The organism is Halodesulfovibrio oceani subsp. galateae, assembly GCF_055397225.1.
Genome location: NZ_AP042453.1, coordinates 2,431,504 through 2,457,442 on the forward strand (window position 1 = coordinate 2,431,504; position 25,939 = coordinate 2,457,442).

Genomic DNA, 25,939 nt, shown 5'->3' on the forward strand with positions numbered 1-25,939 from the left:
ACTAAGCGCACTTTCACTTTGCAACGCTTCTAATAATCGATTGTCACATCGTTTCGCTGCCACTGAATTTTGCCACGACTCTTCTTAAATTTTCTCAATAAGACATACAGCGCACCTGCACCGCCATCTTTATTCTGTGCGGTACAAAAGGCTAGTACAACACGCTTGAACGGCTCTCTTGTCAGCCATTCCTGAATGCGCTCACGAAGTACTGCGTATCCTTCAGGAGAGTTCTTGCCTCGGCCGGGGATCAATAAGACGGTATGCTTTCCTTTATTATAAGCAGCACGAAGGAAATGCACCATGGCCTCATGCGCTTCCGGCGCAACCATACCGTGCATATCAAGATGCCCTTCTGGACTAAACTGTCCTGCACGCAATTTGCCCATCATAATAGGATCAAATCCCTGCACGTGTCCCTGAACATACTCATCTGTATATTCGAGTACAAATTCAATTTCGCTCTCTAATAAATCCTGCAACGCTTTTTTCGAATCATCAGTCGCAGACCCCTTCTTTGCATCCGCTTTCGCATCAGGGACAACTTCCCTGCCTTTTGTACTCAGACCGCTCACGCCCATCATTGCAGCAGCGAACGCATCTTCTTCAGGAATCTCTACTTTAGGCTTTGCAGATCCGACCGCCTGCTTGGAGCGTTCTTTTGCAGCCTGTTTCTTGTCTTTTTTCTTCGACACTTTTTCAAAGCCTTTCACTTCATCCATGCGCATAGAAGCATCACCTGAATGGGTACGCTTTTTCACTTTCCCCTGCCCGCCTCCAAGAGAGGATACACTCACCATAGCCTGAGAAAACAAGTCATCATCTTCATCAGGTGTAGAAAATAAATCTTTATCCGAACCAGAAGCTTTCTTCTGCTTAGGTTGTTTTGTTTTAGGAGCATTCGGGTCAGGAAAATTCTTTTTATTCAGATTCTTAAAAGGATTATTATCCATGCTGATTTTCCTTTACTGCGCGTTATCAAAAAAAATTCCAATGCAAAACACCCTTTACAAGGGCGCTGCAGTACTCTTATAACCGTCGAGCACAAATAAGGAGCTGCCCATGTATTCTTTTGTTCCAACCGGTGTCTGTGCTAAGCAGATCATGTTCGACGTTACTGATGGCGTCATCCACGATGTACAATTTGTAAAAGGCTGTCCAGGCTCCCTTTCCGCTATTAGTAAATTGCTTGAAGGCAAACCTGTGGACGACGTTATTCCGATCCTCAAAGGTACCCCTTGCGGCACTAAAGACACTTCTTGTCCTGACAGACTTGCAGAAGCGCTTGAAGACATTCAGAACGGCAATGCTGCTCAGTACGAAATGAAGCCAGCTGCCAACGGATTCAACCCGTTCTCTTAGTCTTTAATGCTCCCGTACAATGTAACGGGCGCTAGGATACAGAACGCATTCGGGACTTGCTCCTTTATGCGAAAAAATACCCTGACACACTTAGTGTCAGGGTATTTTTACATCTAAGGCAAAAATTCCCAGTCTTTTATTTTCAAATCAACACTGGCACTGCCATTGTACCGGTCAATACGTGGAGAGTAGGCAAGTCTAAGCTTTCTTCCCTCCATGGATGGTGGAATATCGTCTACCATTCTCCATGCTTTGGCATGTAGCGTAATACCTGAATCCAAATCGAGCAACTCAAGCTTGAGATGCTTACGCGCAAAGATGCGACGTGATTTAAGCAACAGGACAGGAGACTTGAATACTGGCTCGCTGTTTCCCATGCCGAACGGTTGCAACAATTCAAGCTCTTTCAACAACGTAAAATCTGCTGCCAGATTAAATCCAACTGGAGCATCAAATTTTAGCGTCGCTGTTAACGGCTTATCACCAACGGCTTCAATAACAACATCATTAAAACGAGTACGTAATTCTTCGAGGTTCTCTTTTTCCAAAGACATCCCCGCAGCAAGCCTATGTCCGCCGTATCCAAGCAGCAAGTCTTTACAACTTCCCAAGCCGGCATGCAGATGGAATTCGCTGATGGAACGCCCTGAACCTTTCACTTTTTCGCCATCGCTGCATAAAATCAGCGTAGGCTTATAAAATTTTTCTACTACACGCGAAGCCACAATGCCGATAACACCGGAGTGCCAGTCTTCACCATAAAGAACGAGTCCCATCTTATCTGACTGTGAAGCTGCCTGTTCCATTGCAGCATCAAGGATACGCTCTTCTTCATTCTTGCGCTCTTCGTTCATCACATCCAGCTCACGAGCAAGCTGACGGGAACGTTCGTAGTCATCAGTGAGCAGCATTTCAAGAGCAATATCTGCTTTACCCATACGACCTGCGGCGTTAATTCGCGGTGCAAGTCCAAATGCGACCTGACCTGCTTCTACGGTTCCCCCCGCGGCATAGCCTGAAACTTCTTTAAGCGCGGCAATACCGGGGCGACTAGCCTCTTTGATCTTAAGAAGCCCGTTTTTTACAAGCACCCTGTTCTGACCGGAAAGGCTAACTACGTCTGCAATGGTTCCAAGAGCAACCAAGTCGAGCAGTTCTTTCACGTCTGCACGCTTACCGGTAGATGCGGCAAGCCGAACGTTCAACGCGCACATCAAGAAAAATGCAACGCCTACACCTGCAAGATGCGGGCACGGGCATTCGCCGACTTTCGGGTTACAAACAGCATGTGCATCCGGCAACGTTTCAGCAGGAAGGTGATGATCTGACACAACAACAGTCATGCCTAGCTCACGAGCTTTTGCGATTGGAGCAAAGTCTGTAATGCCGCAGTCGACTGTAAGCAGCAATTGCACACCGTCTTCAGCCAGACGTTCAATCCAAGCCTCGTTAAGGCCGTACCCCTCTTCCATACGATTCGGAATATGCTGTATGATCTCGAAACCGTGTTCTATAACAAGCTGGGTTACAACTGCTGAAGACGTTACGCCATCAACATCATAATCGCCCCACACAGCCATTTTTTTGCCTGCAAGTAATGCTTCGGCAAGTACAGCAGCGCTTTCTTCCAATCCTGGCCACTTATTAAACGGCTCAAGATATTTAAGCCCCGGGGAAAGATACTGCTGCATCTCTTCCGGAGTATGCAATCCGCGCAGCCAGAGGATATCAATAAGCGTTTTTGAAATTTCGAGCTCTTCAGCCCACCCAGCTAACTCGGAAGGTGAGCTATCGCCTTCTCGCTGTACCCAATTTTTAGCCAAAACAACTCCAGTACGGTAACAAAAACTATCTGTTCGAAAACAGTAAAAGCAGGGGATTACACATGTAATCCCCTGCTATATAATACTAACTATAAAACGAATGACTACTGCTGTAGCAGCAGATCATCGTCGTCATCATCTGCAAAAACATCTTCAACTGCTGGGATGGCCTCATCTGCTTTACTCTGCTCGAGCTGGATGCCGTCACCGACAGCCGACGTAACTTCTTCTTTTCTTTTGGCTGCTATCTCAGCGGTACGTACGACAGTGCGCACTTCGCTGAGGCGCTCTTCCGGCACAAGGCCTTTATCGAGAAGCCATGCAAAGAACTTAAGAACCACTTCAAAATCTGGATTGATATTAATAGCCTTCAGAAGAAAATCTACACACCGAGCGTAGTCTTTCTTTTCAAAGTGAGCACGGGCGATATTGTAGAACAGGTGATCATCACCACCGGACAATTCAAGTGCTCTGTCGTAGTACTCAAGAGCCTGCTTTGTCATTTTGTTTTTGCGAAGATTAATACCGAATTCGTTAAACAAATGCTTATGCTTTTTCTCAAAAGCAGCATCCAGTTTAACAAGTCGTTCAAAGATATTATTAGCTTTGCTGGTTTCGCCACGATCAAGATAGGTAAGACCAAGACCGAAGTTTGCGCGAACGTTTTCTTCGTCTACCTGAAGCGCATTGCCATATTCAAATTCTGCAGTAAAATTCTCGCCGCTGTCTCTATGGCCGTCTGCACGGTCAACAGTATCAGCAAGTTCCTGCATTTTCGGGAACACTGTAGTTACATAAAACTCAGGTTCCGGCTGAAAACGACCAATGACATCTTCAATGGTAATAAAACGTTTTTTCCCGGCTGGGATATAGTTTGCGTTAAGAGGTTGAACTTCGATTTTTCCATCCAACTCTTCTACAAACCAGAAAGTTTTCTGCACGGACTTACGAATGCCAGTACCGGTATCAACCTGCTTTACTTCCTGTGTAGAAAAGATGCCTTTAATAGGCTCTCTATCTTCCGGAGAAGCCATTTCTTGTAATCCCACTTCAACCTCCTCAAATCCAGCAGCAACTAGTGGTTTATATCTTCATGGCCTCCAAAATCTCCTGTGCAGCATGCAACGGAGAGTCAGCGCCAGTTACGGGACGTCCTACAACCAGATAATCTGATCCGGCTTTCACAGCCTGTGCCGGAGTCATAGTACGTCTCTGGTCATCACCAAGAGAAACAGGGCGAATGCCCGGAGTCAAACAGAGGAAATCGTTCCCGCAAGATTTTTTGATTGTATCAACTTCAAAGCCGGAACACACAACACCATGAATGCCCCACTCCTTACCGGAGGTGGCAAATGAAAGAACAGTATCTTCCAGTGATGTTGTCATCCCTTTAGGTAAATCTTCCTGAGACATGGAGGTAAGCACTGTAACACCAAGTAAAATTGGTGAGACTCCAGAATCTACGGAACCTTCGGCAAGTCCTGCAACAGCAGCACGCGCCATACGCTCTCCGCCCATCAGATGAATATTTACCATGTCCACGCCGTGACGTACGCTTGAACGTACCGCACCCTGAACTGTGTTTGGAATATCAAAGAATTTCATATCAAGAAAGACTTTGAGTCCCATCTGCTTTAATTCACCAATAATCTCAGGACCTGCGGCTGTAAAGAGTTCCAGCCCCACTTTTACCCAAACATCAGCACCTTTGAGCATTCTGGCCATAGCCATGGCTCCTGCCTTGTCCGGATAATCAAGCGCAATTACAAGGTTCGCCATGCTAACTCCAATCTTCCATAATGTAACTTACAAGATCCGGAGAGCTTTGCGGAGACAGAGTCGCAGCAATATATGCACTGCGAAGCTGATCGTAAGCTTTATCCAGATTGTCATTAACAATCCAAGCGTTAAACCAATGCGCCTGCTCCAGCTCTTTTTGAGCGTTCGCAATACGGTTCATAATGGTTTGTTCGTCGTCTGTTCCACGACCACGTAAACGCTTTTCAAGTTCATCACGGGAAGGTGGTAGGAGAAACACATAACAACCCTGCTTTAAGTTACCGTAAAGCTGGCTGGCTCCCTGCACATCTATATCAAAAATAATATCGTTACCCTGTTGCAGCATGTCCAGCGTAGCCTCTTTAGGCGTGCCGTAGAACTTGCCATGCACTTCAGCCCATTCTGCAAAGTAACCAGCATCACGTTTTTCGCAAAACTCTTCTTCAGAGATGAAGTAGTAGTCTTTGCCGTGCACTTCGCCTTCACGTGGCTGACGGGTTGTGTATGAAATAGAAAACGAAAATCGAGGAAATTCCTTGAGTAGGCGCTTTGACAAAGTAGTTTTACCAGTGCCGGAAGGTGCGCATAAAACAAGAACGATTCCTCGGCGGCCAATAACATCAAAATCTCTAGTGGCCTTACCGGAAATATCAAGAGTCATTAGTCGTTATCCTCCTGTAGGAAACGCTGACTAATAGTTTCTGCCTGAATAGCAGACAAAATAACGTGATTAGAATCTGTGATAATTATTGATCGCGTTTTTCTTCCCTGAGTTGCATCCACGAGCCGCCCTTCATTTCGCGCATCTTCCCTAACGCGACGCATAGGGGAAGACGTGGGCGTCACAATGCTTACAACACGGTGGTGCACGACATAATTACCAAAGCCAATGTTAAGCAGCTTGCTGCTTTTCATATGCTACTCCAGATTCTGTACCTGTTCCCGGCATTTTTCGAGTTCGTTTTTGAAATCAACGATGAGGCGGGCAACCTGCTGATCTTGAATTTTGTTGCCACAGGTGTTCACTTCGCGGAAGCACTCCTGCAGGGTAAAATCAAGGCGTTTGCCAGCTTCGCCGCCGCCGTTAATGAGCTCGTCAAAGCGCTCAATATGGGCATTAAGGCGGGTGATTTCTTCACTCACATCAAGCTTATCGGACAGTACGGTGATTTCCTGTAAGAAACGTTGTTCTTCCAGTTCAGATTCAACACGGGCAAGCACTTCGGTAATGCGGTCACGCAGTGTAGCAAAGCGTTCTTCTTTGATCTGCGGTGAACGTTCTTTAATGGTTGCAACCCAACCGCGCATACGTCCTGTACGCTCAAGCATGTCTGCAGAAAGAGCTTCTGCTTCAGTTGCGCGTGCTTTGTTCCAATCAGTAAGTGCGAGCTCAAGGCCTTCAACAAGCTTATTAGCAAATTCTTTTTCCGGCTCATTACTGCTGTCTTCCCACAGGAAAGACATACCAAGCATGCGAGTATAATCCGGTGCAAAAGTGTCACCGCGTTCGCCTGCAAATTTTGCAAGTTCATCAAGCATTGCAGAAGCCTGAGCAGTGTTAAATGCTACAGCCTGCAATTCAGCACGCTGAATCTGCAAATTGAGTGTTATTTCTACACGGCCGCGCTGGCCGAATTTACGTACAGTCTTTTCAAAACGGGTTTCCAGTGAGCGAGCCAGCATTGGAAGACGCCATTTAAGATCAAGATGGCGGCTGTTTACGCTACGGATTTCCCAAGTCATGGTGAAGCCGTCGCCCTCGTGAGTGCAACGACCGTATCCTGTCATGCTTTTAAGCATACGTTCCTCTCTATATGTCAAAGCCCTGCGTTAACACTGCAGGGCATAAGGTTTTTTTGCTTACAAGAGTTGCCTCCTGCATATGCGAATAGCCGCAACAAGTTGCTTGCTACGACACTTCACGCTTCCTACTCTACATCCATTCTTTATTCAAGCCATGTTATAACATAGAGTTGTCACTTTTCGGCAAATAACCGCATGAGTGCGTGGAAAAATAATAAAATAGAAAAAAGCAGTTGAGGATACCCCCAACTGCTTTTCTTTTTATTCGACGCTAACCCGCAAGCCGTTCTTTTTCATTTCTATGGCGGTACCGGTACAAATATCTCGCAAGCCAGTACCAAACGGAAGGGTATCAAAATAACATTCTGTATAAAATTGAGAAACACCCTTGTTCTCTTCCACAGATTGCAGAACAACATGCAGAGGTAATTTCTCATCAATAAGCTTTTGTAAAAATGTCTGATGCTTTTCGGCGATTAAATCACGCACAGCTTTTGCGCGTTCTTTCTTCACCTGTTTAGGGAGCTGATCAGACATGGTCGCAGCGGCAGTTCCAGGACGGATAGAGTACGGGAACACATGGGCGTAGGTAAGCGGCATAGCCGTAATGTACGCCATGGTTTCCTGAAACTCTTCTTCTGTTTCCCCCGGAAAGCCCATCAGAATATCTGCACCAAGCCCGTATACAGGCCACACGTCGTGCAGTTTATCTAGAAAATCCAAAAGTGGTGCCGTCTTGTAATGACCACGTCCCATGCGTTTCAGCACAGAGTCACTACCGGACTGCAACGAAATATGAAGTTGAGGCGCAACCATGGTACTGCGAGAGAGCACTTCCAGTGCCTTCGCGCCAAGCTGCCCCGGTTCCAACGATGAAATTCTAAAACGAGCTTTCCCGCCCCACTTTTTCCCAAGGGCACGTTCAAACTCATCAATAAGATCCCAGAAATCCGGTGTGCCATCGAGATCGCGTCCAAACTGGCGCAAGTTAACACCAGAAAGAATTAACTCTCTGAAGCCTGACTCGAGAAGCGTACGGGCTTCTGTAATAATGTCTGCCACACTGCGGGAACGCGAACGTCCACGGGTAAGTGGCACGATACAGTACGTGCACCGATGCGAACAACCGTCCTGCACTTTTACAACTGCACGGGCACGATTATAGTTAGTTACCGCAAAGTCAGGAAATACATTTTCCGGCTCAGCCATGCCCTCTTTCAATTCCGGCCATGTCTTCAACGAAGTCTTTGCATCCTGCGGAACTATACGGGTAACGCCCGGCAGAGCTTTAAGCTCATCGCCCATTACCTGCGCAGCACAGCCTGTGACAACAATCTGTGCTTCCTCGTTTGCCCTGTGCAACTGGCGTACAGTTGAACGCACGTCACTCACAGCCTTAGCTGTAACAGCGCACGAGTTTACGAGAATAAAATCAGCATCACCCGCAGAGTCCAATTCTGAGAACCCGCGAGCAACCCACACTTCGCGTAACGCTTGTGTTTCGTACTGGTTAATCTTGCAGCCCAACGTCGCTGCATAAAACGTATATGATTCACTCATTCAAATTCTGCTCCGGCGTAATGTCGCCTTGTGCAGACTAGCCGGAAAACGCGCTGTGTCAACCGGTAAGACGCAAGGGGAATACCTTAGTTGGTCGAGCACAATTCGCCACACTATCTTTTAGCGTAATTTCGCATACTTCGAAAATAGCTCTAGCTCTAGAAAGACAAGGAACTGTTATGCACTCGCGGAGGAACTCCCTTTGGCAATTCTTTTAATTTCTTGTTCAAAAAGGCTTGAGATGGGCATCTTACTTCAAGATGTTATGGGCTCAATCTCGTATAATCTTTATACGTCGCGTAAAGAAATTACACTCTTTCAGTGCAAGTATCTTCACACTCATACCTATAGGATTGAGTCTTAAAATAACGAAAAAAAAATCCTGTCATACAACCCGCTGTTGTTTCAACACATTCAATAAATGATGACAGAGCGCATCGGATTAATATTTAAATGGTACTTCTTTTGCTGTTACCATAGCAAACACCGTGCAGATCGCACGGCTGTTACTCATACGACATCTCGGTTGTTGCATAACTCACGGTCAAGGGGCGTCACCTTTGCGAGGCTTGCGTCACTAGCTGTTCACAAAAAAAGAATGGCAAAAGCATTAGCCCTTGTTGAAACAGACACCTTGCCCGCCTGAGTATATAGGCGAAACCAACCAGTCATAATAGCAAAGGATACAGAATGCGTTCATCCCGTTGGAGCATGTTTCGAGAATTCATACGCGACCCTTTTTCAACAGGCACTGTCTGTTCCAGCAGTCCGAGCCTTTGTAAAATGATTGCAAGCAGTGAATGGCTACCTAACGCCGATGTGGTGGTAGAGCTTGGTGCTGGCACAGGATGTATTTCAAAACATCTGATTCGATCATTGAAAGATGGTGCCACCTTTATTTCCATCGAAAAAAACCCGCATCTCTATAAAACACTTGTAGCTCAATATTCTCACACACACTTTGTGCTTGATGGTGCGGAGAACCTTCCTAATATCTTACGACAAAAATCCGTTAACAAAGCGGATGTTATTATTTCATCATTACCTTGGGCGTCTTTTTCTTCTGAACAACAAAGTGAGCTTACACAGGCCATACGAACAAGCCTAAAGCCCAATGGCATATTTATTACCTACGCCTATGTTTGCGGCGCGGTGCTTCCATCATTCGCAGCTTTTCGCAAACAGCTGGCACAATCTTTTTGCAATGTAGATACCTCCAGGATTGTCTGGAACAATTTTCCTCCTGCCTTTCTCTACCAGTGTAGGCAACCTGTTCCAGTCTTAACCGAAACAGCAGAAATAAGATCGTCGCACCGATCGAAGTATAGCTGCTAAAAAAATAGCCCCTGAGTTTGTGTTCTCTCAGGGGCTTCTTTTTTATTTTCGTTTCCATGCTCCGGGTTTGACTTGGAGCTTCATAATTCTGCTATAGAAATAGTCTTTCTTAACATCCCGCCTCTCTTCACCCGGCCTCAGGGTGGTAATACAGATACGACCAATAATCGCTCTGCTTTCCCTATCCGCATTAAACGTGCGAACACCCCAAATGTCGTGCAACATAATCGGCATCTTAGTGATCGGTTCATACCCTAAATAAAGGCCGATATGTCCATACATACCGATAAGAGAGAAAAACGGAATTCCATTTTCAACAATCAAATCTTGCTTGTCGCTGGCAGTTAAGCCTTTCAACGAAATAACTTGTTTGCCTGTATCAGCCTGAGTGCTGGAATTTCGCGGCAACCATACTCCGAATGCGATAAAAAGATCACGCACTGCGGAAGAACAGTCTCTATCTAAATGTAATCCGCCCCAGCCGTATCGTTGTCCGATAACATGCTGAGCCAGCTCAGCCATTGCTCTAGGCGTCATTGGTGCCGGAATTTCCGCCACCTGTTTTGTCCAGACTGGAACTTTGAAAAATTCTGCCTGCCCATTCGTTTTACGCGCTGGAACAAGCAGGTATACGTATGACTTAGGTTGAACGACGCGATATTTTGATTTCAAAGCATTAAACTTTGCATCGTTGCATTTAAGACCTGTCATTGCTTCAAACAAACCTTTTCTAGCATTTACCCTTTTTGCTTTAGCGGCCTGAACCACTTTAGACAACATAACAGGCGCCTTCGTGGCTTTCATCCCTTTTACTCTAGGGAAGATAGCTCCGACAAATCCTGTAGACAGATAAGTACCTTTCGAGGTTTTGAGCGCTACATCATCACGCATAATTGCGTGCAATGTTCCAGACATTACCATCTGCTCTTGTTCACTTGTTACATAGGCAACGTCGTTGGCAAGAATCCAGCCACTTGCATATGCAGTTTCTGCAAAAAGCCACTTCCCTGAAACTGAAGAATGAGAAATAAAAATCGGTGTTCCGGCATGAACACTGGAGTTTTGGAAATAATCAAACGGATACCCTTCACCGGGAAGAGCCGGATTGAAAAAATATGGCTTGCTAGTAGGAAGCACGCGCAACGAAGAGCTACGAACTGTAATCGCGTGTTTTGCCATGCTGGGATATGTCCCCATAGACTGCTTTGCCACAAGTTTAGACATGGCAGACTTTGTCCACGGAAGCAGATTCTCCGCATAACCTAAAGTATGCGGGTAAGCTGTTGTTCCCCAAAAAGCATCTTCTCTAGTATGGGTCGGCTTTGACTGCCGCCACGGTGAAAAGTGATACACTTTAAGCGCTGCAAACTGCACAGCCTGTTCTGCTGCCGTCATAACTGGCGTGTGCGCATCATGCTTTAAATAATCTGAAGGGTTTTGTGACAAATTTTCTAAGTCTGCAACGGCATTTTGCTGATTGTATTCCCACACCGGATATCTTCCGACATTCCGGCACGAGGCAACGCTCATGCACAGAGTCACAAGCACAGCCAAGGCAAACGCCAGCCTGATGCTATGATGACACCGTTGCGAATTCCGCACTAATTCGGCCACGTATCACACCCTTTTCCCCAAGAATATAATTAATTCGTCAAATTACAGCGACTCACTATTGCTTGAAGATCGGCGGCAGTGAGCCCCGCGTGCATGTCATATTCAACATTCCTAGCCATGGCGACAAATCGTCGAATAAGAAGGCACTTCCCTATTGCTATCGGGGTACCGAAAAAGAGTACCCAAAAAACACTGTGCGTCCATAATGCTGTCAACAAGGCAATTGTCGCAAATATGAACATAAGCAGCATAGTATTACGTTCTTCCACTGACCGGACGACACTCCATATTCGAAAACCGTCTGTTGCCCGTGTTATCCAATTTTCATAGTCTGTTGCGGGTGGTGCAAAGAACATTACTGCTGCTTGTAAAAACAGTAAAAAAATAATCCACCAAACGGCATGTGACCAAATGGCAATAAAAAGAAGCAATGTTAGAATAATACGTGGCCAAAACGTAAGTGGGTTACGTGATTTTTGCCAAAATAACTCTGTCATAGTTTCTGCTTTGCGGTAATTCATAGTCCCCTCCTGATTCTACTCGTATGGTCGGCAACTTATTTTTACACAATTCCCCTATTACACTGATAAAGTCAGATCCGATAGTATCATATGGAGGAAAAAAAGGAAGATTCTATAATTATTTTGTCTCACGCTCCATTGAAACTTGTATGACGCAACGTACTTTCATTCTAGTGCAAAAGTTCTTGTACTGATTTCAGCAGTTCTAACGGTGCTGTTTTATAGAATCCATCGCATAAAAAAAGCGTTCTCAGGGAAATTCCCTGAGAACGCTTTAACTTTACTGTCTTTCGCTATGATGAACAAAGCACTACAAATTGCGCACATAATGTGCAAAAAGTTTTACAAATCCTTTCCTGCCCAGATAACCCGCCCGATGACTTCCCAACTCAGGGACTCATCACGCGGGTCAATTTCTATATCCTGATACGCAAGTTCGCGGTTGTCACCACGGAACAGGTATTTTCCAGGGATACGGGAAAAGCGCTTCACATAAATTTCTTCATCAAGACGCACAACATACACCCTGTCTTCAACAAGATCTTTATCAGACTGATTTACAAGACAAAGATCACCGTTATGCAGCGTACTCTCCATGGAGCGCCCCATCACTTCCATTATCTTAAGACTCTTAGAATCCTGCGTTTTGTGCAAAATCCAATCAAGCCGGAAGGCATAACGACCGTCTGAAGAATCGCTTGTCGCAAGGGAACCACCACCGGCGCTAGGCCGAGCTTCTGCTTTGTCTACAAAGAAAAACTCTTCCTGATGACCGTCAGGCTCTAGTGCAGGAGCAAGGAAGGTGGTCGCAGAATCATCCACCTGCGTAACATCGTTCCGGTTAACATATTCATGCGCACCACGACGTTCCGCCCCAACAGACAGAGGAAAATAGAGTTCGGTGGAAGACTCCGTCTGTTCGGCAAGTTTTTCTAAATAGCTTGTAAGTCTTTTTAAATTTTGCCTGTTTGGATGTCTCTCGCCTTTCTTCCATGCATACACAGTACGCGAGCTGACCCCTGCAATTTCTGCAAGTTTAGGCACCCCGCCCACAAGCAAGATGGACTCGGCTATGAATTCCTGAAGTTGCCATTCTTCTTCGCTATAGTCTTTGTTCATATGTATGAAATAGCACAATGTTAGAAAAAATAAAATAGTTTTTTGCACAAAATGTACAATCTTGCTTGACGCGGATGTGCATTTTGTGAACAATATGATCACTTCGCCACTTCATGGTCATTTTTTGCAATCAGGAAGTACATTTAGAAACTTCCTGACGCACACTCGGAGGAAAACGTATATGTCCGGTTATTCTTTTCACGCCCCAGAACGCACTCGCTGCACAGTGTGTGGTCGAAATTTTTCCCGACCTTGGAGAATGGCGTGCATAGGAGTTGCTATCTGCCCAGAGTGCAATCAGCCTCGTATTGGAAGCGGATATCAGCCTATGGTGCAAATTGAAGTAGGAGAACACCAGCGTTTGCTACAGTTGTACTACGCTGAGTTCAATCACCATGCATCACCAACTATTCACTCTGGCCACGCTATTATGCGGGCAATTGAACGATGCAACACGTTCTATAATGGAGGACGGTCATGCCAGTAGTCCCATGCAATCAGTGCGGAACAGAATTTTATGTCCGTCCGGCACGTTACAATGCCGGCAAAGGCAAATATTGCTCAAGAAAATGCGCGGCAGAAGCCAAACGCATTAAGCAGACAGTAAGCTGCCCATGGTGCGGAAGGCACTTTGTGAAACGGGCAGGACAAATATATTGCTCCCGTTCTTGTGCTGCTTCTGCAAACCACGCAGCACACGAAAGGTACGGAGCTGATGAGAAACACTGCATTGTATGCGAAAAAAGATTCACTAATGGCGTGAGCAGCAAAATTTGCAGTAACGCATGCCTTGCAAAGCACAGAAACGGCAGCAATGCAGGCGGATATTCTCTTTTTGATGACCCTTGGGCTACCGGTGAAATTCCACCGGACAGATATGCCAGAGACCTGTTCCGCATGCCGGATATTGGGCTTGGCTTTTAATCACCACCCAAGACCACCCGAAGGACATGCATGAACACTTACGGATACAACGATGAGTGCGACAATTACGGACCGGAACCTACGGCAGAATATTCACCACTACTTCCACCGACTGCCGCTTTGCAAGGCAGAGCGCGTACGTATATGTCAAACGGTCAAATTGTTTTGGTAGGGCTTACTGCCATTTGCAGAGCGGTAGGTGCAGGACCGAGCACCATTAAGAAATGGATTAAAGAGGAAGATTTTCCCGTACGTAAATGCTCGGACGGAATATACAGGGCTTCCCCCGAGTCCATCAGAGAATGGTTTTCGCACGCGTCCCCGCAAGATATGTAGGGCAATACTGAGGCATAAATCAGTCCAAATGGCTAGGTTACATCGCCGCATGACCCATAACATTCCGCCAAATCCCTCCACGCCAGACGATAGATACAAAAAAACGGGGATGACTAACAAGTCATCCCCGTTTTTAAGAAAAATCTACCTACACACGACAGCGCAAAACTTTAACACCGTCTTCAAACAAAACTTCCATTTTATTCGGCTTAGTAACGGTCTGAACTTCACCCATACCAAAAGTAGGATGCTGTACAACATCACCTTTTGTGAAAGTGTCATTCATGCTGTAATTACGAGCTCCGTCAGAACCTTTAGCTACCATTGCAGTTTTCCATGCAATCATAACGGCTTCTGCTTCCTGCTTTGCACGCTGAGTTGCGCGCGTCTGAGCAGCTTTTTTAGCAGCAGCTGAACGGGCAGCGGAAATGGCTTCTTTGCGAGAATCGCCATTACGAACTTTCTTTACTGTGGAAACCTGTGCTTTGCTTTTCGCAGCACGAGCTTCGCGGTACTTATGTACACTACCGCAAGCCTGACATTCCACTTTAATAATTTCGCCGTCTACCATTGCCACAATTACATGCCCTGTAATGTCATTACAGCGCGTGCATTTAGTATCAATACGATCACCTGCAGAGAGGCTGCCTGTTTTGCTCATATCTAATCTCTATTTATTGCAACGTTATATCTAATATTATGATTCAGGAACAAAAACGCCACAGGGCTGTGCCTGCGGCGTGTTTTTCGCTAATAGGAAGGTGCGCACCATACAGTTTTGCCCCACACATGGCAAGAACTCAAACATATCTTAATCAAGTTTTATCCCTTTATCCGCCCCGTCAGACGAATATAAGCACCACCACTTACACACTTAGTCACACCAGCAACAACCCACAATACATACTATAATTACGACGCGCTATTTACATTTATTTTTAATTCACCAACATTTCACCCATAAAAAATTGTATGGTAAATTTACTCAAAATTTTTCAGTGCCCACAATTCATACTTGCAGGGAACCGCTTGTCAGGGTAGGCAAGAGCGCACAAACTACTTTGTTATAACGGAGCATCCATGAAGATTAGTGTTGAGATTGGAAACAGCAACCAACGTAAAGAAATTACAGACGAACTTGGAATCATCGGAGAAGCGGCTCGCCATGCAACTATGGCTTTTCGCATTCAGGAAATTATCGTTCCTGAAAACTTTGATGCCAAAGTAAACGAGCTTCAGGGCACTAAAGATTTCAGATCCATTCCGGGTGCTGAACCTGTTGCGAAAAGTATCTTTCATGAGAAAGGTTACTTCCTGCTGTTCCATCCCAACTTATTCACAAAGCACTACGATAATCAGGTACGCTTCTCCATTTACTGGCATGAGTTCACCCTTATCGTAAACAAAGGTCGCTTCCCTGTTCTTACACGTCATAAATTAGACCGCTACGCAAACTACTTTATGAACCTGTATCAATTGTTCGACCAGTACGACGCTGCACGTAAATCTTTCGAGTTCCGTGATGCCATCGTTAAAAACGCTCTGGGCACCGAACTTTCCAAAACAGCACGCGCTGACCTTGAAAACTCACTCATGGGCAACCTTGCTCTTATCAACAACAAGCCTGAATACTACGACTGGATCAAATTCCAGCAAGAAGAATTCAAGAAATACCAAAATGTTTCTCAGTTCCTCTCACAGATTCAGGGTAAAATTTCTCAGCTCTCATTCTCCATCATATTTGCGTACGCAACCATGGATCACTATGAGTACCTTCGCGAAAAAGAACAGCTCATCAGCGAAGCACCAATGCTGGACAACAACACTCGCGTGTTTCTTGAATACTTCCGCCTTAAATACGAAGAAGGCAGCGCCGATCTTTCTGACGGCGTCGACATTATGGAAGCATTCTGGGCAAACTTCGGCATTCGTTTTGTAGACGGCGCTCAGTCCCTGCAATGCGAGCTTGTACCGCTGAAGTAACCCACTTTACATTAGTTCAAAAAAAGCCCTCTGGTTCATACGAATCAGGGGGCTTTTTATATTCACTATACATAAGATTGAGACAAGTTTGTGCAGTGCAAAACACGGGAGAAAATTAGGGGCAAAGTATGCCTAGACGTAAGTGAGCTTCTGATTTTTTCGAAACAACGCCGTAGAATACGATGACGCCATCAACCTTTACCCGCGTGCCAGGATCTGATCACTAATCTCTTTGTAGATATCGTTAATCATGATTACACCAATAACGTGTCCGCCTTCCATGACTACCGCGTAGCTGCGACCTTTTTTTACAAAGTCTTCCAGCACGAGCAAAAGCGGCTCATCAGGTCGAATAATAGTCATATCCTTATCCATAACGTCTTTCACGCTAATAGAGCCGGAGACTTTACAAGCATTGGTAAACATCTGTTCATAGCGATTTTCATCAAGGCATTTCATGCCGTCGCCACGAAGCAGGGTGTCTTCCATAAAACGCATTGTATCCCAAATTGAAACCGCGCCTTTAATGCGACCATTACGATCTTCCACTAAAGCACACAGGCAACCTTCTGAAGCACATGCGTTAAGTTTACGGATAGCCTCAGCAAGTGGATCATCTATTTTAACAACGGGATAATCGTCACGTAAAATATCCCACGCACGTCTTCGTAATAGCATAATCGAAACTCCTAATATCTCAGAGTACGGTTAGTCTGTCACACCCCAGCACTTATGCACCGGCGAGTTATGGTCTATAAATTTTTCTCTGCGCTGCAATCTAAATAGATATGACTGCATTGCGTTATAGTAACGGTAAACATTTGTGAGCAAGACGTAAAGATGATTCGGAAACTTTTTGTGAAAAAAATAACAATCGGCACCTTTTCATGCTTCCTGCATCAAATCGCCCCCAGTCTAACATAAAAAAAGCCCGACAAAACGGGCTTTTTTTATGTTCAATCTAATTAAGCAATCTGCGGTGCGGCAACCTGTACTGATTGCTCGACAATAATTATGACTTTTCGCGGATGCCGAGGCTTATACCTGTGCCTGTGCCCATGTACACATGCCGCGGAGACAAATAGAAAACTAGCCATCAAAGCGAGTGACAGAATTTTTTTCATTCCTGTTCTCTATAAAAAATTGATGACTAAAATAGGTGTTGCGACAGTAGCCTTGAATCGTACTTTGTACCTATCATCAAACCTTGGCTCGTATCGTTCCACGTACTTTTCTACATACTTTACTTTATGCTTTTCTTTGTACACAACCTTGTGCTTATTTTTGTATACAACGACGTGTTCTGCTTTGTGCTTTCTGTGCTTTTTTACTTTTTTCAAGTTATGAGCAAGAACGTAGCCGTACTGGTTACGATTGGGAACACGCACTTTATATACAACCGCATCAACCCCATCGAGCAGGATTGAGCGCATCTTTACAACACGTGTACCTTTACCTAGTTCAAAAACGTCATTGCGACGCATGAAACGTCTAACTTTACGAGGACGGTGAGCCGCTACATCAATGAAACGCTCCAAGGTCCTGAGGTTCGGGTACACCTTACTCATACGCTTTGTTACGTACACATTCTTGCGAGATTCATGTGCATATGCATCATGTTGCATTGCAAAGGTAACAAACGCGCAGACCATTACCAGCACTAAAAATACTTTTTTAAGTGTGTTCATCTCTCATCCTTTTTACTATGCATGCCAAGGCATGCGGTACAGAATCCATCCCTTTACACGTTGCAGCGCAGCTCCCCCAAGAGCGTTACTTTTGTAACGAGCGCAACAGCTTTATACGTTCGAATCGTTTTCGGATACGTTTCATAATTTTTGCAAAACGCACCTGCTGTTCTGGTGTAAGAAGCGTAGTAATTTCCTGTTCTGTAGTAGTGAAAATCTGAAGTATTTCTTCCGCCGCCCTACCCCGCACCCCTCGGATTTGTTGCCGATTTACAGCAACTATACGGCGGATCTCTTTCATGGACTCTTCATCCGGCTGAACTTGCGTTTCTATCTTATGTAAAAATCGTTTTCCGCCGCCGAGACCAGTCCCCTTTAAATTTTTGAATTTGACGATTCGTTGCTCAACAAAAACTCCGCTGCCGAGAACGCCGCACGCTGCTCCTAAGAAAAATACCAGCATAAATGCTGTCCAGACTTTCCATTTTTTCATTACCCGCTCCTACATGAATAAGTACAGCTGTGCTGAATCGTTTGCAGCATCAATAAGTTGTGAGTCCAGCAATGAAAGAGCATTGTCTACGGTAAGCATACAGGGAATGCTTATGGCTACAAGCATAACAGCCGCCATCAGAGCAACCTGCGGTGAATAACGTTCAAATGACGATTGTGGCTGCATACGGGTGCTTGCATAAACATCATACATCACCCCCTGCCCCCACGCGGAGGGTAAGTAGACTTCCATCTGCATAGCATGTGTGTTTTTCAACACACGCATAAGCTTTCCAAGCATATTTTTTCCCATGCTATGCACCTTCTATCCCGTACTTTTTTAAAAGCTTCTTTAACGTACGCTTTGCTCTAAATGCGCGGACTTTTACATTTGCGGAACTAATACCCAGCAGCTCAGCTGCTTCCTGGCTGGAATATTCTTCAAGTTGTGTCATTACCAGCACCATCCGGTCTAATGGTGGCAATGAATCAAGCACAAGATTTAAAATATCTTTAGCTTCCTGTGCTTGACTTAACCTTTCGAACTCTCTTTCAGATTCAGCAAAGCGGACAGCCTCGAGCCACTGGGTAGAATTATCCGAGAAATCACATAGCGGTGATTCTTTCTTTCGATAATGAGAACGCCAAAAATCCGTACAACTTCGTAGAGCAATCGTTGTCAGCCAATGTTTAAAAGGCTTTTTGGGTGCATATGAAGCAAGTGAGCGATACGCACGAACAAAAGTTTCATGCGCAACCTCAGATACGTATTGCGGCGGCACATGTGCCCCCACGATAGTCGCCACATGGGTTTGATGTCGATCAATGATCAACGCATACGCTGCAGTATCACCCTCCAGCACGGTGCGGACTGTATCCCAGTCTTCATTGACCACTTCCATCAATACTCCGGCCAGCGAAAGTTACTTCACGCACGAAAGAATTTTTTCGCGTAACTCAATCATTATCTCGTCAAATTTTTCCATCTGAGCTTCTGAAAAAATCGAAGCGAGTTCTGCACGAGCTGCCTCGTCTACTTCTTTAATCTTTGCATGAAGACCCAAACGTTTTTCCTGTGTCATATCAGGAGCTCTTAACTGATCAACAAACGCTCTGCGTTCTGTTTTAGCATTCCGTAAAATACCAAAAACTTCAGCACGTTCCTTGTCAGTTAATTCAAGACGCTTTTTCACAAGTCTTTCCATCTTTTGGCAACAAGTGCTGTTGCAGTCGACTTTCGCAAAACAAAGCGAAACCGATCCTAAAAGCAAGGCAAGTGAAACAACCAACGAAAGAATACGAATCATATTAACGACCTTCTTATCATGATGCGAAACGCATCAGTAGTTAAAGGTTGTATCCACAATGGGATAAAAGATTGGTACATCTTTCTACATATTACATCGTTTCTAACTGTTGCGTGGTTACACTTTTTATTTTTTTTTAGTAAATACCTGTAAAAATAAAAACTCCCCTCATACAAGGGGAGTTTTTTGGAGAGATATTCTTTTTAATCAAAATCCGACATCAGTGCTCCAATGTGAATTTTGCCTATAGATTTTTTTCGATACTTATCTCTTAATCGCCACATGGCTTGATTCAATTCATTAATTGATATGCCGTTACGAACCGCCGTGTATGCTTCGATGTAGGCTGCAAGCTCATCACAAACCTTTAACATCTCGCCATCTTTAGGGTTGTACTTATTATCATTATATAGAGCCTGAAGTCTTTCAAAGTCCACCAGCTCTACCTTGCCATCGATTTCTACGCAGTCATGAAATTCTGATCCAGTTTCGGTTCCAAGAAGATAGCCCAACCTATCCGCAATATCCGTGTACCCTTCCGCACGAAGCGGTTGAAAAACTCGTCTTTCAAGCTCTTCATCCTCATACGCTTTGATAAGCACATCCAATTCTTTCACAGATTTTTTAACCGGTGAAATAATATCACGGGTTAACATCTCAGGAAGATCATGGAACAGCCCGCAGAAAAAGTTATTTTGACGACGGACTGGACATGCATCCTGAACCACTGAGAAGAAGTAGCTATAGCAACCTACCAGAAACATATGCCCCATAACGGAAGTTTCCGGGATACGCGGCATTTGCGACCAACGCTTTTGAAAGCGCAGCTGTCCGCAAAGATTAGCGAACCGTCCCAGCGCATGAGTTTTTGGATTCATCAACCCCTGAAAGCCTTTCAGGTTCTGAAATTCAGCCTGTTGCTCAACAAACGATTCACGAATGACATCAAGTTCATCATCAAAAGAATTCAATCCTTCAATAAGCTTAAATTCCCAACTGCTTGCATAACAATGCGCGGCGGCAAGAATGTCATCTGCTAATTCATGTTTTCTAACAGGATCGAAATACGCAAGAAAACGCATCCAGAAATCTGCACCAAGAGTACTCAACACCGGTTCAAGCTCACCTTGCACCCATTCTACCAGCTGGCGATGGTGTTCCGGATTTTCTTTTATTCGGTAATAGACAGGCGGCTTGATATCTGTAATTACAAGCCGGAACAAGTAGTCGAAGATACCCCACTCAACAATTCTGTCGCCAAGCACGCGACGCTCTTCATCCTCCATATCTCGAGAATTTTCCTGCAGCAGCAGCCACGCGATAATCATTTTATGTGCTTGTTTATCGACTTCATACAGCTCTGCCGGCCGCAGCTTATCATTCCAGCGTTTCATATACGCACCGGAGAATACTGTCTGCAACAATCCCTTTCGAATACTTGACATGATAAAAAATCCTCACTTTTTCACAAAAATCACTTGGCAACGACCAAGACATGGTATAAGTACGTTCTTTCCGCACGAAGCCGGAGGTATTTTCCAGGATTTCTTAAAAGAATCCGGATCCCCCCTTACAACCGCCGACTTTGGGCTGACCCAATCTTATTGTTTTATTGACATGGAAACAAGAACTCCATAAGAGCCAACGTGTTTCGACACTAGGAGTAATATAGATGAAAACTTTCAGCCCTAAGCCTGAAGATATCACCCGCGAGTGGTTTGTAGTTGACGCAGAGGACCAGATCCTTGGCCGTCTCGCTACCCAGATCGCTCACCGCCTTCGTGGCAAACATAAGCCAGAATTCGCACCTCACGTTGACAACGGTGATTTCATCGTAGTCGTGAATTGTGAAAAAATCAAAGTTACCGGTAACAAGATGGCAGACAAAATGTACTACCGTCACACCGGTTACCCAGGTGGCCTCAAAGAAGCTAACCTTGAAACAATGCTTGAGAAGAAACCTGAAGATGTTATTCGCAAAGCTGTTCAGGGCATGCTTCCTAAGAACCGTCTTGGTCGCGCTATCATGAAAAAGCTCAAAGTCTGTGTTGGTACAGAGCATCCACATGCTGCTCAGAACCCTCAGGTTCTTGAACTTAAGTACTAGATTAGAGGTAGGAGATTACTATGTCCAACGAATTTGATTACGGCACAGGCAGAAGAAAAAACGCTACTGCTCGTACCCGCCTCTACGCTGGTAGCGGTCAGATCACTGTTAACGGTCGTCCTTACGATGAATACTTTCCACGTAAGACTCTCCAGATGATCATCCGTCAGCCTCTTGAGCTTGTTAAAATGCTCGAGAAGTTTGACATCAAAGTAAACGTTGCTGGCGGCGGTATGTCCGGTCAGGCTCTTGCAGCTCGTCACGGTATTTCCCGTGCACTGCTCGTGATTGACGAAGACCTGCGTCCAGCACTCAAAAAAGCAGGCTTCCTGACCCGTGACGCTCGTAAGAAAGAGCGTAAAAAACCAGGTCAGCGCGGCGCTCGCGCTAACTTCCAGTACTCCAAGCGTTAATCGCTGCGAGTTTACTACTCGATCTTCAAGGCAGGTTCTTACGAACCTGCCTTTTTTTATATCCATGCACCTGTGACAACGCCCCGCAGCATTGACACCGCCTGCCTCTACAGGCAGAACAAAAGGCGATAACCAGATTAGCAAGGAAACATTCATGGCAGATTACCCGAACGAAACTGATTGTATTACACTTATCGGCATGGCCAGCGCAGGCAAATCAACCTTAGGGAAGATTCTTGCTCATGAGCTAGGCTGGGTGTTTATTGATACCGACCATCTTATTGAAGGCCAGTACGGAACAAACTTGCAGGCTGTTACCGACTCTATGACGAAAGAAGAATTTCTTGATGTCGAATGCTCCGTTGTCAGCGCGTTACGCGCCAAGCGTTGCATCATCGCCACCGGCGGTAGTGTTGTGTACAGAGAAGAGGCAATGAAGCACCTGAGTTCATTAGGGCCGGTATGCCATCTGGATGTCAGTTTACCGACGATTCTTGAGCGCATTAGCGAAAATCCGGATCGTGGCCTTGCCATCGCCCCCGGACAGACTATTGAAGATCTCTACAACGAGCGCGCTGAACTATATAAAAAATATGCAAACGTCAGCGTTAAGTGTGAGAACAAAACAGCTGGAGAATGCGTCACAGCTCTACTGGCAGCTATAGGAGTGCAATCATGAAAAAGAAAAAAAGCAACCGAACAGCATCAGTAGGCACTTTTGGCAAGCTCGCCAAACTCTATAAGAATATGGCAGATTCTTATTCAAAAACTGCCAACGAAGCCGGACTTTCCTGTGCAGACTGTAAAGACAACTGTTGCTACAGTTACTTTCAGCACCACACATATATTGAGTGGGCATATTTATGGAAAGGACTGAACGCGTTACCGGATGAAAAACGCGAATATTTTATTCAACGAGCACGAGATGTTGTAGCGCAGTATGATGAGGCTATTGCCAAAAATGAGCGCCCTCATGTTATGTGTCCGTTGAACGAAGAAGGGCTTTGCGGCCTGTATGATCATCGCCTTATGATTTGCCGCATGCACGGCACGAAGAACCTGATGATTCTTCCCAACGGCGAACAACGCTATTTTCAGGGATGTTATCGATTCCGCGAACAAGTGGAAGGCATGGATGAATTCATGATTCCGATGCTGAACAGAACTCCGTTTTATAAGGAACTGGCTCAGCTCGAGATGAAGTACGCCGGAGCCGCTCTTCAGACAGCCCCGAGAGTCAACCTCACGCTGGCTGAGATGATCGTTCAAGGCCAACCCGACCTCACATAGCCAAAACAAAAAAAACGCCTCTATGAGGCGTTTTTTTCGTGTGTTAAATCCCGTGCTGTTTGCAAATACTGTGAGTCCACATATATCTACATCTTTAAAACTGTAGGTACCGAGAGCAGTAAACATTGTAGAAACACTATTGTCGTAGATTCTACATACTAACAAAGAACAAAATTATTCTTCGTTTTTACGTCTTCTCTCCCACAATTTCATTGTGTTCATTTTTTTACGCCGTTCGCGTTGTAACGCTTTACAAACTAACGGCGTGTTCTTTTTCAGCCCCCACTTCTCACGATAGGAAATCGCATCCAGATCATGTAACGCAAGATGACGTTTAGTTAAAATCTTAAAAGTTTTTCCACATTCAAGACATGTTACAGTCTTTTCTTTAATGGACTTTTTAGGATCAACTGCAGCTTCCTGTGTTTCTTCAGCAAGAGCATCTTCTTCGCTAATAATCCTGATGCCAGACGCAAGTGTTTTAACCATCGAGGTAATTTCTTCCTCTGTCATGGTCCGCACACTAGCTTGCGCCTTCACAATTTCCAACGCTTCTTTTAAGTAGTCTTCCATTTAATGCACCTCATGAAATACTATTGCTCAACGACTAGGCACAACTCTTTTGCGTTATGTAAATGCTATTCATCACCTGAATACATGTTCTTTTAACCCTCGTCAAATAAAGCACTTTTTATTTTTGATACTTTTTTTACGACAGTCTTTTACTATGCCAGTACAGACATAGAAGGGGATTCTTATTCAATTAGTATTCACTTCCATTGCAAAATGAATATCATTATGTTCCTTTCATATATTTTTTTTTTATTTTTACTTACCATGTTGTACGTCGGTACTTACAATCCTTTTGATCACAATATAGAGCCGTCCTTCTCTTCTACTGCTTACCCAACCAACTTTTTCAATGAAACAAAAAAAAGGACGCCAGTTATGGCGTCCTTTATTGTACTTTTATGTATCTTATAACAATTTCTTCTGTAGTAGCTCATTAACAAGAGCAGGATTCGCTTTTCCTCGCGTTTTACGCATAACTTGACCGACGAAAAAGCTTTGTAACTTATGCTTACCACCGCGGTAGGCTTCTGCTTCTGCAGGATTTTCTGCTATTACTTCATCCATAACTGCTTCCAGTTCAGATGAATCTGAAATCTGAACCATGCCTTTCGCTTTTACAAAAGCTTCCGCAGAACCGCCCTGTTCCATAAGTTCAGGTAAAACATCATTACCAATCTTAGTAGATATCATACCCTCTTCAACAATACGGACAAGTTCTGCAAAGTTTTCCGGCTTAAGTGCAACGTCAGCAACTGTAATATTGCGCTCATTCAATTCACGCATGAATTGACCCATCACAAAGTTGCTTAACTTTTTAGGGTTATTAAATGCTTTTACAGCTGCTTCAAAGTATTCAGCAATTGCTCTATCTTGTGTGAGCAGGTTTGCATCGTATTCCGGCAAGCCGAACTCTGATACAAAACGTGCGCATTTTTCAAGCGGAAGCTCCGGCAATTCACTTTTCCAAGTTGCAACCTGTTCTTCAGTCAATTTAACTGGAATCAGGTCTGGATCTGGGAAGTAACGGTAGTCATGTGCTTCTTCTTTACCACGCATGGAGGCAGTAAAGTTCTTTTCTGCGTTGTACAGGCGGGTTTCTTGAATAACGGCTTCTCCATCAAGAATAAGGTCTTCCTGACGGACAATTTCGTATTCAATGCCACGCTGTACGTTACGGAAGGAGTTCATGTTCTTCAATTCAACACGAGTACCAAACTCTTCCTGTCCGCGAGGACGTAACGAAACGTTTGCATCACAACGGAAGCTGCCTTCTTCCATGTTGCCGTCACAAATGCCGAGATACAACAACATGGAGTGCAGTGTCTTAAGGTAAGAAACAGCCTCTTCTGCGCTACGCATATCCGGATCGGAAACGATCTCGATAAGCGGCACGCCGGTACGGTTGAAATCGACGTATGAAAGATTTTCTGCCTGAGAGTGGATAGACTTACCTGCATCATTTTCAAGCTGAATACGGGTAATACCTACACGCTTCATGGAATCACCAACAGGAATTTCAATATGGCCAGTCTGGCAGATTGCATTATCAAGCTGGGAAATCTGATAGCCGTTAGGAGAATCAGGGTAGAAGTAGTTTTTGCGTTCAAAAATGGAATCAAGGCTCACAGTGCAATTCATTGCGAGACCCATTTTTGTGGCAAATTCAACTGCCTTGGCATTTAATACTGGCAGCGCACCCGGCATACCGGAACATACTTCACAAACATTTTCATTCGGATCAGACCCGAAACGGGTCGAACAGGAACAGAATAATTTTGATTCCGTCTTGAGCTGAGCATGAACCTCCAGCCCGATGACAACTTCAAAATCAGCCATAACACTCTCCTTACATCTATCTTCCGGAAAATACCGAAGAACAGCTACCCTGCTCATATTGAACAAGGTAGCCT

31 protein-coding genes are annotated in these 25,939 nt (G+C 44.9%); 10 read left to right on the forward strand and 21 right to left on the reverse strand.

Annotation, left to right across the window (positions count from 1 at the left end; translation table 11 throughout):
• Positions 1-29: 29 nt before the first annotated feature.
• Positions 30-953 carry a Smr/MutS family protein gene (locus tag ACZ5V1_RS10995; RefSeq protein ID WP_464388876.1) on the reverse strand — a complete coding sequence of 308 codons (924 nt, stop codon included), beginning with the start codon at positions 951-953 and terminating at the stop codon, positions 30-32.
• Positions 954-1,062: 109 nt separating this feature from the next.
• Between ACZ5V1_RS10995 and ACZ5V1_RS11000 the strand changes: the two genes are divergently transcribed.
• On the forward strand, positions 1,063-1,362 hold the full coding sequence (locus ACZ5V1_RS11000) for a TIGR03905 family TSCPD domain-containing protein (protein WP_160716384.1): 300 nt from the start codon (positions 1,063-1,065) through the stop codon (positions 1,360-1,362).
• Between the two features lie 113 nt (positions 1,363-1,475).
• On the opposite strand, the gene recJ is transcribed toward ACZ5V1_RS11000, so the two are convergent.
• The 7 genes from recJ to mtaB all read right to left on the reverse strand — a co-directional run bounded on the left by recJ (position 1,476) and on the right by mtaB (position 8,327).
• Complete coding sequence (gene recJ, locus ACZ5V1_RS11005; protein ID WP_464388877.1) at positions 1,476-3,185, reverse strand: single-stranded-DNA-specific exonuclease RecJ; 1,710 nt, start codon at positions 3,183-3,185, stop codon at positions 1,476-1,478.
• A gap of 104 nt (positions 3,186-3,289) precedes the next feature.
• The gene (locus tag ACZ5V1_RS11010) at positions 3,290-4,219 is read right to left on the reverse strand and encodes a tetratricopeptide repeat protein (RefSeq protein ID WP_464391623.1); all 930 of its coding nucleotides are present in this window, start codon (positions 4,217-4,219) and stop codon (positions 3,290-3,292) included.
• 49 nt (positions 4,220-4,268) lie between these two features.
• On the reverse strand, positions 4,269-4,964 hold the full coding sequence (gene pyrF / locus ACZ5V1_RS11015) for an orotidine-5'-phosphate decarboxylase (RefSeq protein ID WP_464388878.1): 696 nt from the start codon (positions 4,962-4,964) through the stop codon (positions 4,269-4,271).
• A 1-nt stretch (position 4,965) separates the two neighbouring features.
• A complete protein-coding gene (gene gmk, locus ACZ5V1_RS11020; protein WP_464388879.1) occupies positions 4,966-5,625 on the reverse strand; it encodes a guanylate kinase in 660 nt (219 codons plus the stop codon).
• Positions 5,625-5,879 carry a DUF370 domain-containing protein gene (locus ACZ5V1_RS11025; protein ID WP_019999788.1) on the reverse strand — a complete coding sequence of 85 codons (255 nt, stop codon included), beginning with the start codon at positions 5,877-5,879 and terminating at the stop codon, positions 5,625-5,627. Before ACZ5V1_RS11025 ends, gmk begins: the two co-directional genes overlap by 1 nt.
• Positions 5,880-5,882: 3 nt before the next feature.
• Positions 5,883-6,764: a YicC/YloC family endoribonuclease gene (locus ACZ5V1_RS11030; RefSeq protein ID WP_464388880.1), complete on the reverse strand. Its 882-nt coding sequence runs from the start codon at positions 6,762-6,764 to the stop codon at positions 5,883-5,885.
• A gap of 264 nt (positions 6,765-7,028) precedes the next feature.
• Positions 7,029-8,327 carry a tRNA (N(6)-L-threonylcarbamoyladenosine(37)-C(2))-methylthiotransferase MtaB gene (gene mtaB / locus ACZ5V1_RS11035; RefSeq protein WP_464388881.1) on the reverse strand — a complete coding sequence of 433 codons (1,299 nt, stop codon included), beginning with the start codon at positions 8,325-8,327 and terminating at the stop codon, positions 7,029-7,031.
• A 783-nt stretch (positions 8,328-9,110) separates the two neighbouring features.
• Here mtaB and ACZ5V1_RS11040 point away from each other — a divergent pair.
• Positions 9,111-9,662 (forward strand): class I SAM-dependent methyltransferase, encoded by a 552-nt coding sequence (locus ACZ5V1_RS11040; RefSeq protein ID WP_464388882.1) that lies wholly within the window; start codon positions 9,111-9,113, stop codon positions 9,660-9,662.
• 42 nt (positions 9,663-9,704) lie between these two features.
• On the opposite strand, the gene ACZ5V1_RS11045 is transcribed toward ACZ5V1_RS11040, so the two are convergent.
• The 3 genes from ACZ5V1_RS11045 to ACZ5V1_RS11055 form a co-directional block, all read right to left on the reverse strand.
• Complete coding sequence (locus ACZ5V1_RS11045; protein WP_464388883.1) at positions 9,705-11,276, reverse strand: SH3 domain-containing C40 family peptidase; 1,572 nt, start codon at positions 11,274-11,276, stop codon at positions 9,705-9,707.
• A gap of 29 nt (positions 11,277-11,305) precedes the next feature.
• Positions 11,306-11,797, reverse strand: coding sequence for a hypothetical protein (locus ACZ5V1_RS11050; protein ID WP_464388884.1), 492 nt, complete (start codon positions 11,795-11,797; stop codon positions 11,306-11,308).
• 342 nt (positions 11,798-12,139) lie between these two features.
• Positions 12,140-12,916 (reverse strand): LexA family transcriptional regulator, encoded by a 777-nt coding sequence (locus ACZ5V1_RS11055; RefSeq protein WP_464388885.1) that lies wholly within the window; start codon positions 12,914-12,916, stop codon positions 12,140-12,142.
• A gap of 181 nt (positions 12,917-13,097) precedes the next feature.
• On the opposite strand from ACZ5V1_RS11055, the gene ACZ5V1_RS11060 reads away from it, so the two are divergent.
• Genes ACZ5V1_RS11060 through ACZ5V1_RS11070 form a run of 3 tightly spaced genes read left to right on the forward strand, consistent with a single transcriptional unit; the run spans position 13,098 to position 14,176 of the window.
• On the forward strand, positions 13,098-13,403 hold the full coding sequence (locus ACZ5V1_RS11060; protein ID WP_464388886.1) for a hypothetical protein: 306 nt from the start codon (positions 13,098-13,100) through the stop codon (positions 13,401-13,403).
• On the forward strand, positions 13,394-13,840 hold the full coding sequence (locus tag ACZ5V1_RS11065; RefSeq protein ID WP_160716360.1) for a hypothetical protein: 447 nt from the start codon (positions 13,394-13,396) through the stop codon (positions 13,838-13,840). The genes ACZ5V1_RS11060 and ACZ5V1_RS11065 overlap by 10 nt, the downstream gene beginning before the upstream one ends.
• Before the next feature lie 30 nt (positions 13,841-13,870).
• A complete protein-coding gene (locus ACZ5V1_RS11070) occupies positions 13,871-14,176 on the forward strand; it encodes a helix-turn-helix transcriptional regulator (protein ID WP_160716358.1) in 306 nt (101 codons plus the stop codon).
• A gap of 148 nt (positions 14,177-14,324) precedes the next feature.
• Here ACZ5V1_RS11070 and ACZ5V1_RS11075 read toward each other — a convergent pair whose 3' ends face one another.
• Positions 14,325-14,837 (reverse strand): hypothetical protein, encoded by a 513-nt coding sequence (locus ACZ5V1_RS11075; protein ID WP_464388887.1) that lies wholly within the window; start codon positions 14,835-14,837, stop codon positions 14,325-14,327.
• Positions 14,838-15,256: 419 nt separating this feature from the next.
• On the opposite strand from ACZ5V1_RS11075, the gene ACZ5V1_RS11080 reads away from it, so the two are divergent.
• Positions 15,257-16,159 (forward strand): hypothetical protein, encoded by a 903-nt coding sequence (locus tag ACZ5V1_RS11080; RefSeq protein ID WP_464388888.1) that lies wholly within the window; start codon positions 15,257-15,259, stop codon positions 16,157-16,159.
• Positions 16,160-16,357: 198 nt separating this feature from the next.
• On the opposite strand, the gene ACZ5V1_RS11085 is transcribed toward ACZ5V1_RS11080, so the two are convergent.
• From ACZ5V1_RS11085 to ACZ5V1_RS11115, 7 genes are all read right to left on the reverse strand, one after another.
• Positions 16,358-16,837, reverse strand: coding sequence for a CBS domain-containing protein (locus ACZ5V1_RS11085; protein ID WP_160716352.1), 480 nt, complete (start codon positions 16,835-16,837; stop codon positions 16,358-16,360).
• 455 nt (positions 16,838-17,292) lie between these two features.
• Positions 17,293-17,847 (reverse strand): hypothetical protein, encoded by a 555-nt coding sequence (locus ACZ5V1_RS11090; protein WP_160716350.1) that lies wholly within the window; start codon positions 17,845-17,847, stop codon positions 17,293-17,295.
• Positions 17,848-17,932: 85 nt separating this feature from the next.
• Entirely contained in the window at positions 17,933-18,340 is a 408-nt protein-coding gene (locus ACZ5V1_RS11095) for a hypothetical protein (RefSeq protein ID WP_464388889.1), read from the reverse strand.
• Between the two features lie 9 nt (positions 18,341-18,349).
• Complete coding sequence (locus tag ACZ5V1_RS11100; protein ID WP_464388890.1) at positions 18,350-18,652, reverse strand: hypothetical protein; 303 nt, start codon at positions 18,650-18,652, stop codon at positions 18,350-18,352.
• Position 18,653: 1 nt separating this feature from the next.
• On the reverse strand, positions 18,654-19,241 hold the full coding sequence (locus ACZ5V1_RS11105) for an RNA polymerase sigma factor (protein WP_464388891.1): 588 nt from the start codon (positions 19,239-19,241) through the stop codon (positions 18,654-18,656).
• 21 nt (positions 19,242-19,262) lie between these two features.
• Positions 19,263-19,646 carry a hypothetical protein gene (locus ACZ5V1_RS11110; protein ID WP_464388892.1) on the reverse strand — a complete coding sequence of 128 codons (384 nt, stop codon included), beginning with the start codon at positions 19,644-19,646 and terminating at the stop codon, positions 19,263-19,265.
• 203 nt (positions 19,647-19,849) lie between these two features.
• Positions 19,850-21,091: an HD domain-containing protein gene (locus tag ACZ5V1_RS11115; RefSeq protein ID WP_464388893.1), complete on the reverse strand. Its 1,242-nt coding sequence runs from the start codon at positions 21,089-21,091 to the stop codon at positions 19,850-19,852.
• A gap of 227 nt (positions 21,092-21,318) precedes the next feature.
• Between ACZ5V1_RS11115 and rplM the strand changes: the two genes are divergently transcribed.
• From rplM to ACZ5V1_RS11135, 4 genes are all read left to right on the forward strand, one after another.
• Positions 21,319-21,753 carry a 50S ribosomal protein L13 gene (gene rplM / locus ACZ5V1_RS11120; protein ID WP_464388894.1) on the forward strand — a complete coding sequence of 145 codons (435 nt, stop codon included), beginning with the start codon at positions 21,319-21,321 and terminating at the stop codon, positions 21,751-21,753.
• A gap of 20 nt (positions 21,754-21,773) precedes the next feature.
• Entirely contained in the window at positions 21,774-22,166 is a 393-nt protein-coding gene (gene rpsI, locus ACZ5V1_RS11125; protein WP_464388895.1) for a 30S ribosomal protein S9, read from the forward strand.
• Between the two features lie 154 nt (positions 22,167-22,320).
• Entirely contained in the window at positions 22,321-22,845 is a 525-nt protein-coding gene (gene thrB, locus ACZ5V1_RS11130; RefSeq protein ID WP_464388896.1) for a homoserine kinase, read from the forward strand.
• Complete coding sequence (locus tag ACZ5V1_RS11135) at positions 22,842-23,456, forward strand: hypothetical protein (RefSeq protein WP_464388897.1); 615 nt, start codon at positions 22,842-22,844, stop codon at positions 23,454-23,456. Before thrB ends, ACZ5V1_RS11135 begins: the two co-directional genes overlap by 4 nt.
• Positions 23,457-23,630: 174 nt before the next feature.
• Here the strand turns inward: ACZ5V1_RS11135 and ACZ5V1_RS11140 are convergent, their stop codons facing one another.
• Positions 23,631-24,029 carry a Ros/MucR family transcriptional regulator gene (locus tag ACZ5V1_RS11140; RefSeq protein ID WP_464388898.1) on the reverse strand — a complete coding sequence of 133 codons (399 nt, stop codon included), beginning with the start codon at positions 24,027-24,029 and terminating at the stop codon, positions 23,631-23,633.
• A gap of 405 nt (positions 24,030-24,434) precedes the next feature.
• Positions 24,435-25,865, reverse strand: coding sequence for an Asp-tRNA(Asn)/Glu-tRNA(Gln) amidotransferase subunit GatB (gatB, locus tag ACZ5V1_RS11145; protein WP_464388899.1), 1,431 nt, complete (start codon positions 25,863-25,865; stop codon positions 24,435-24,437).
• Positions 25,866-25,939: the final 74 nt, after the last annotated feature.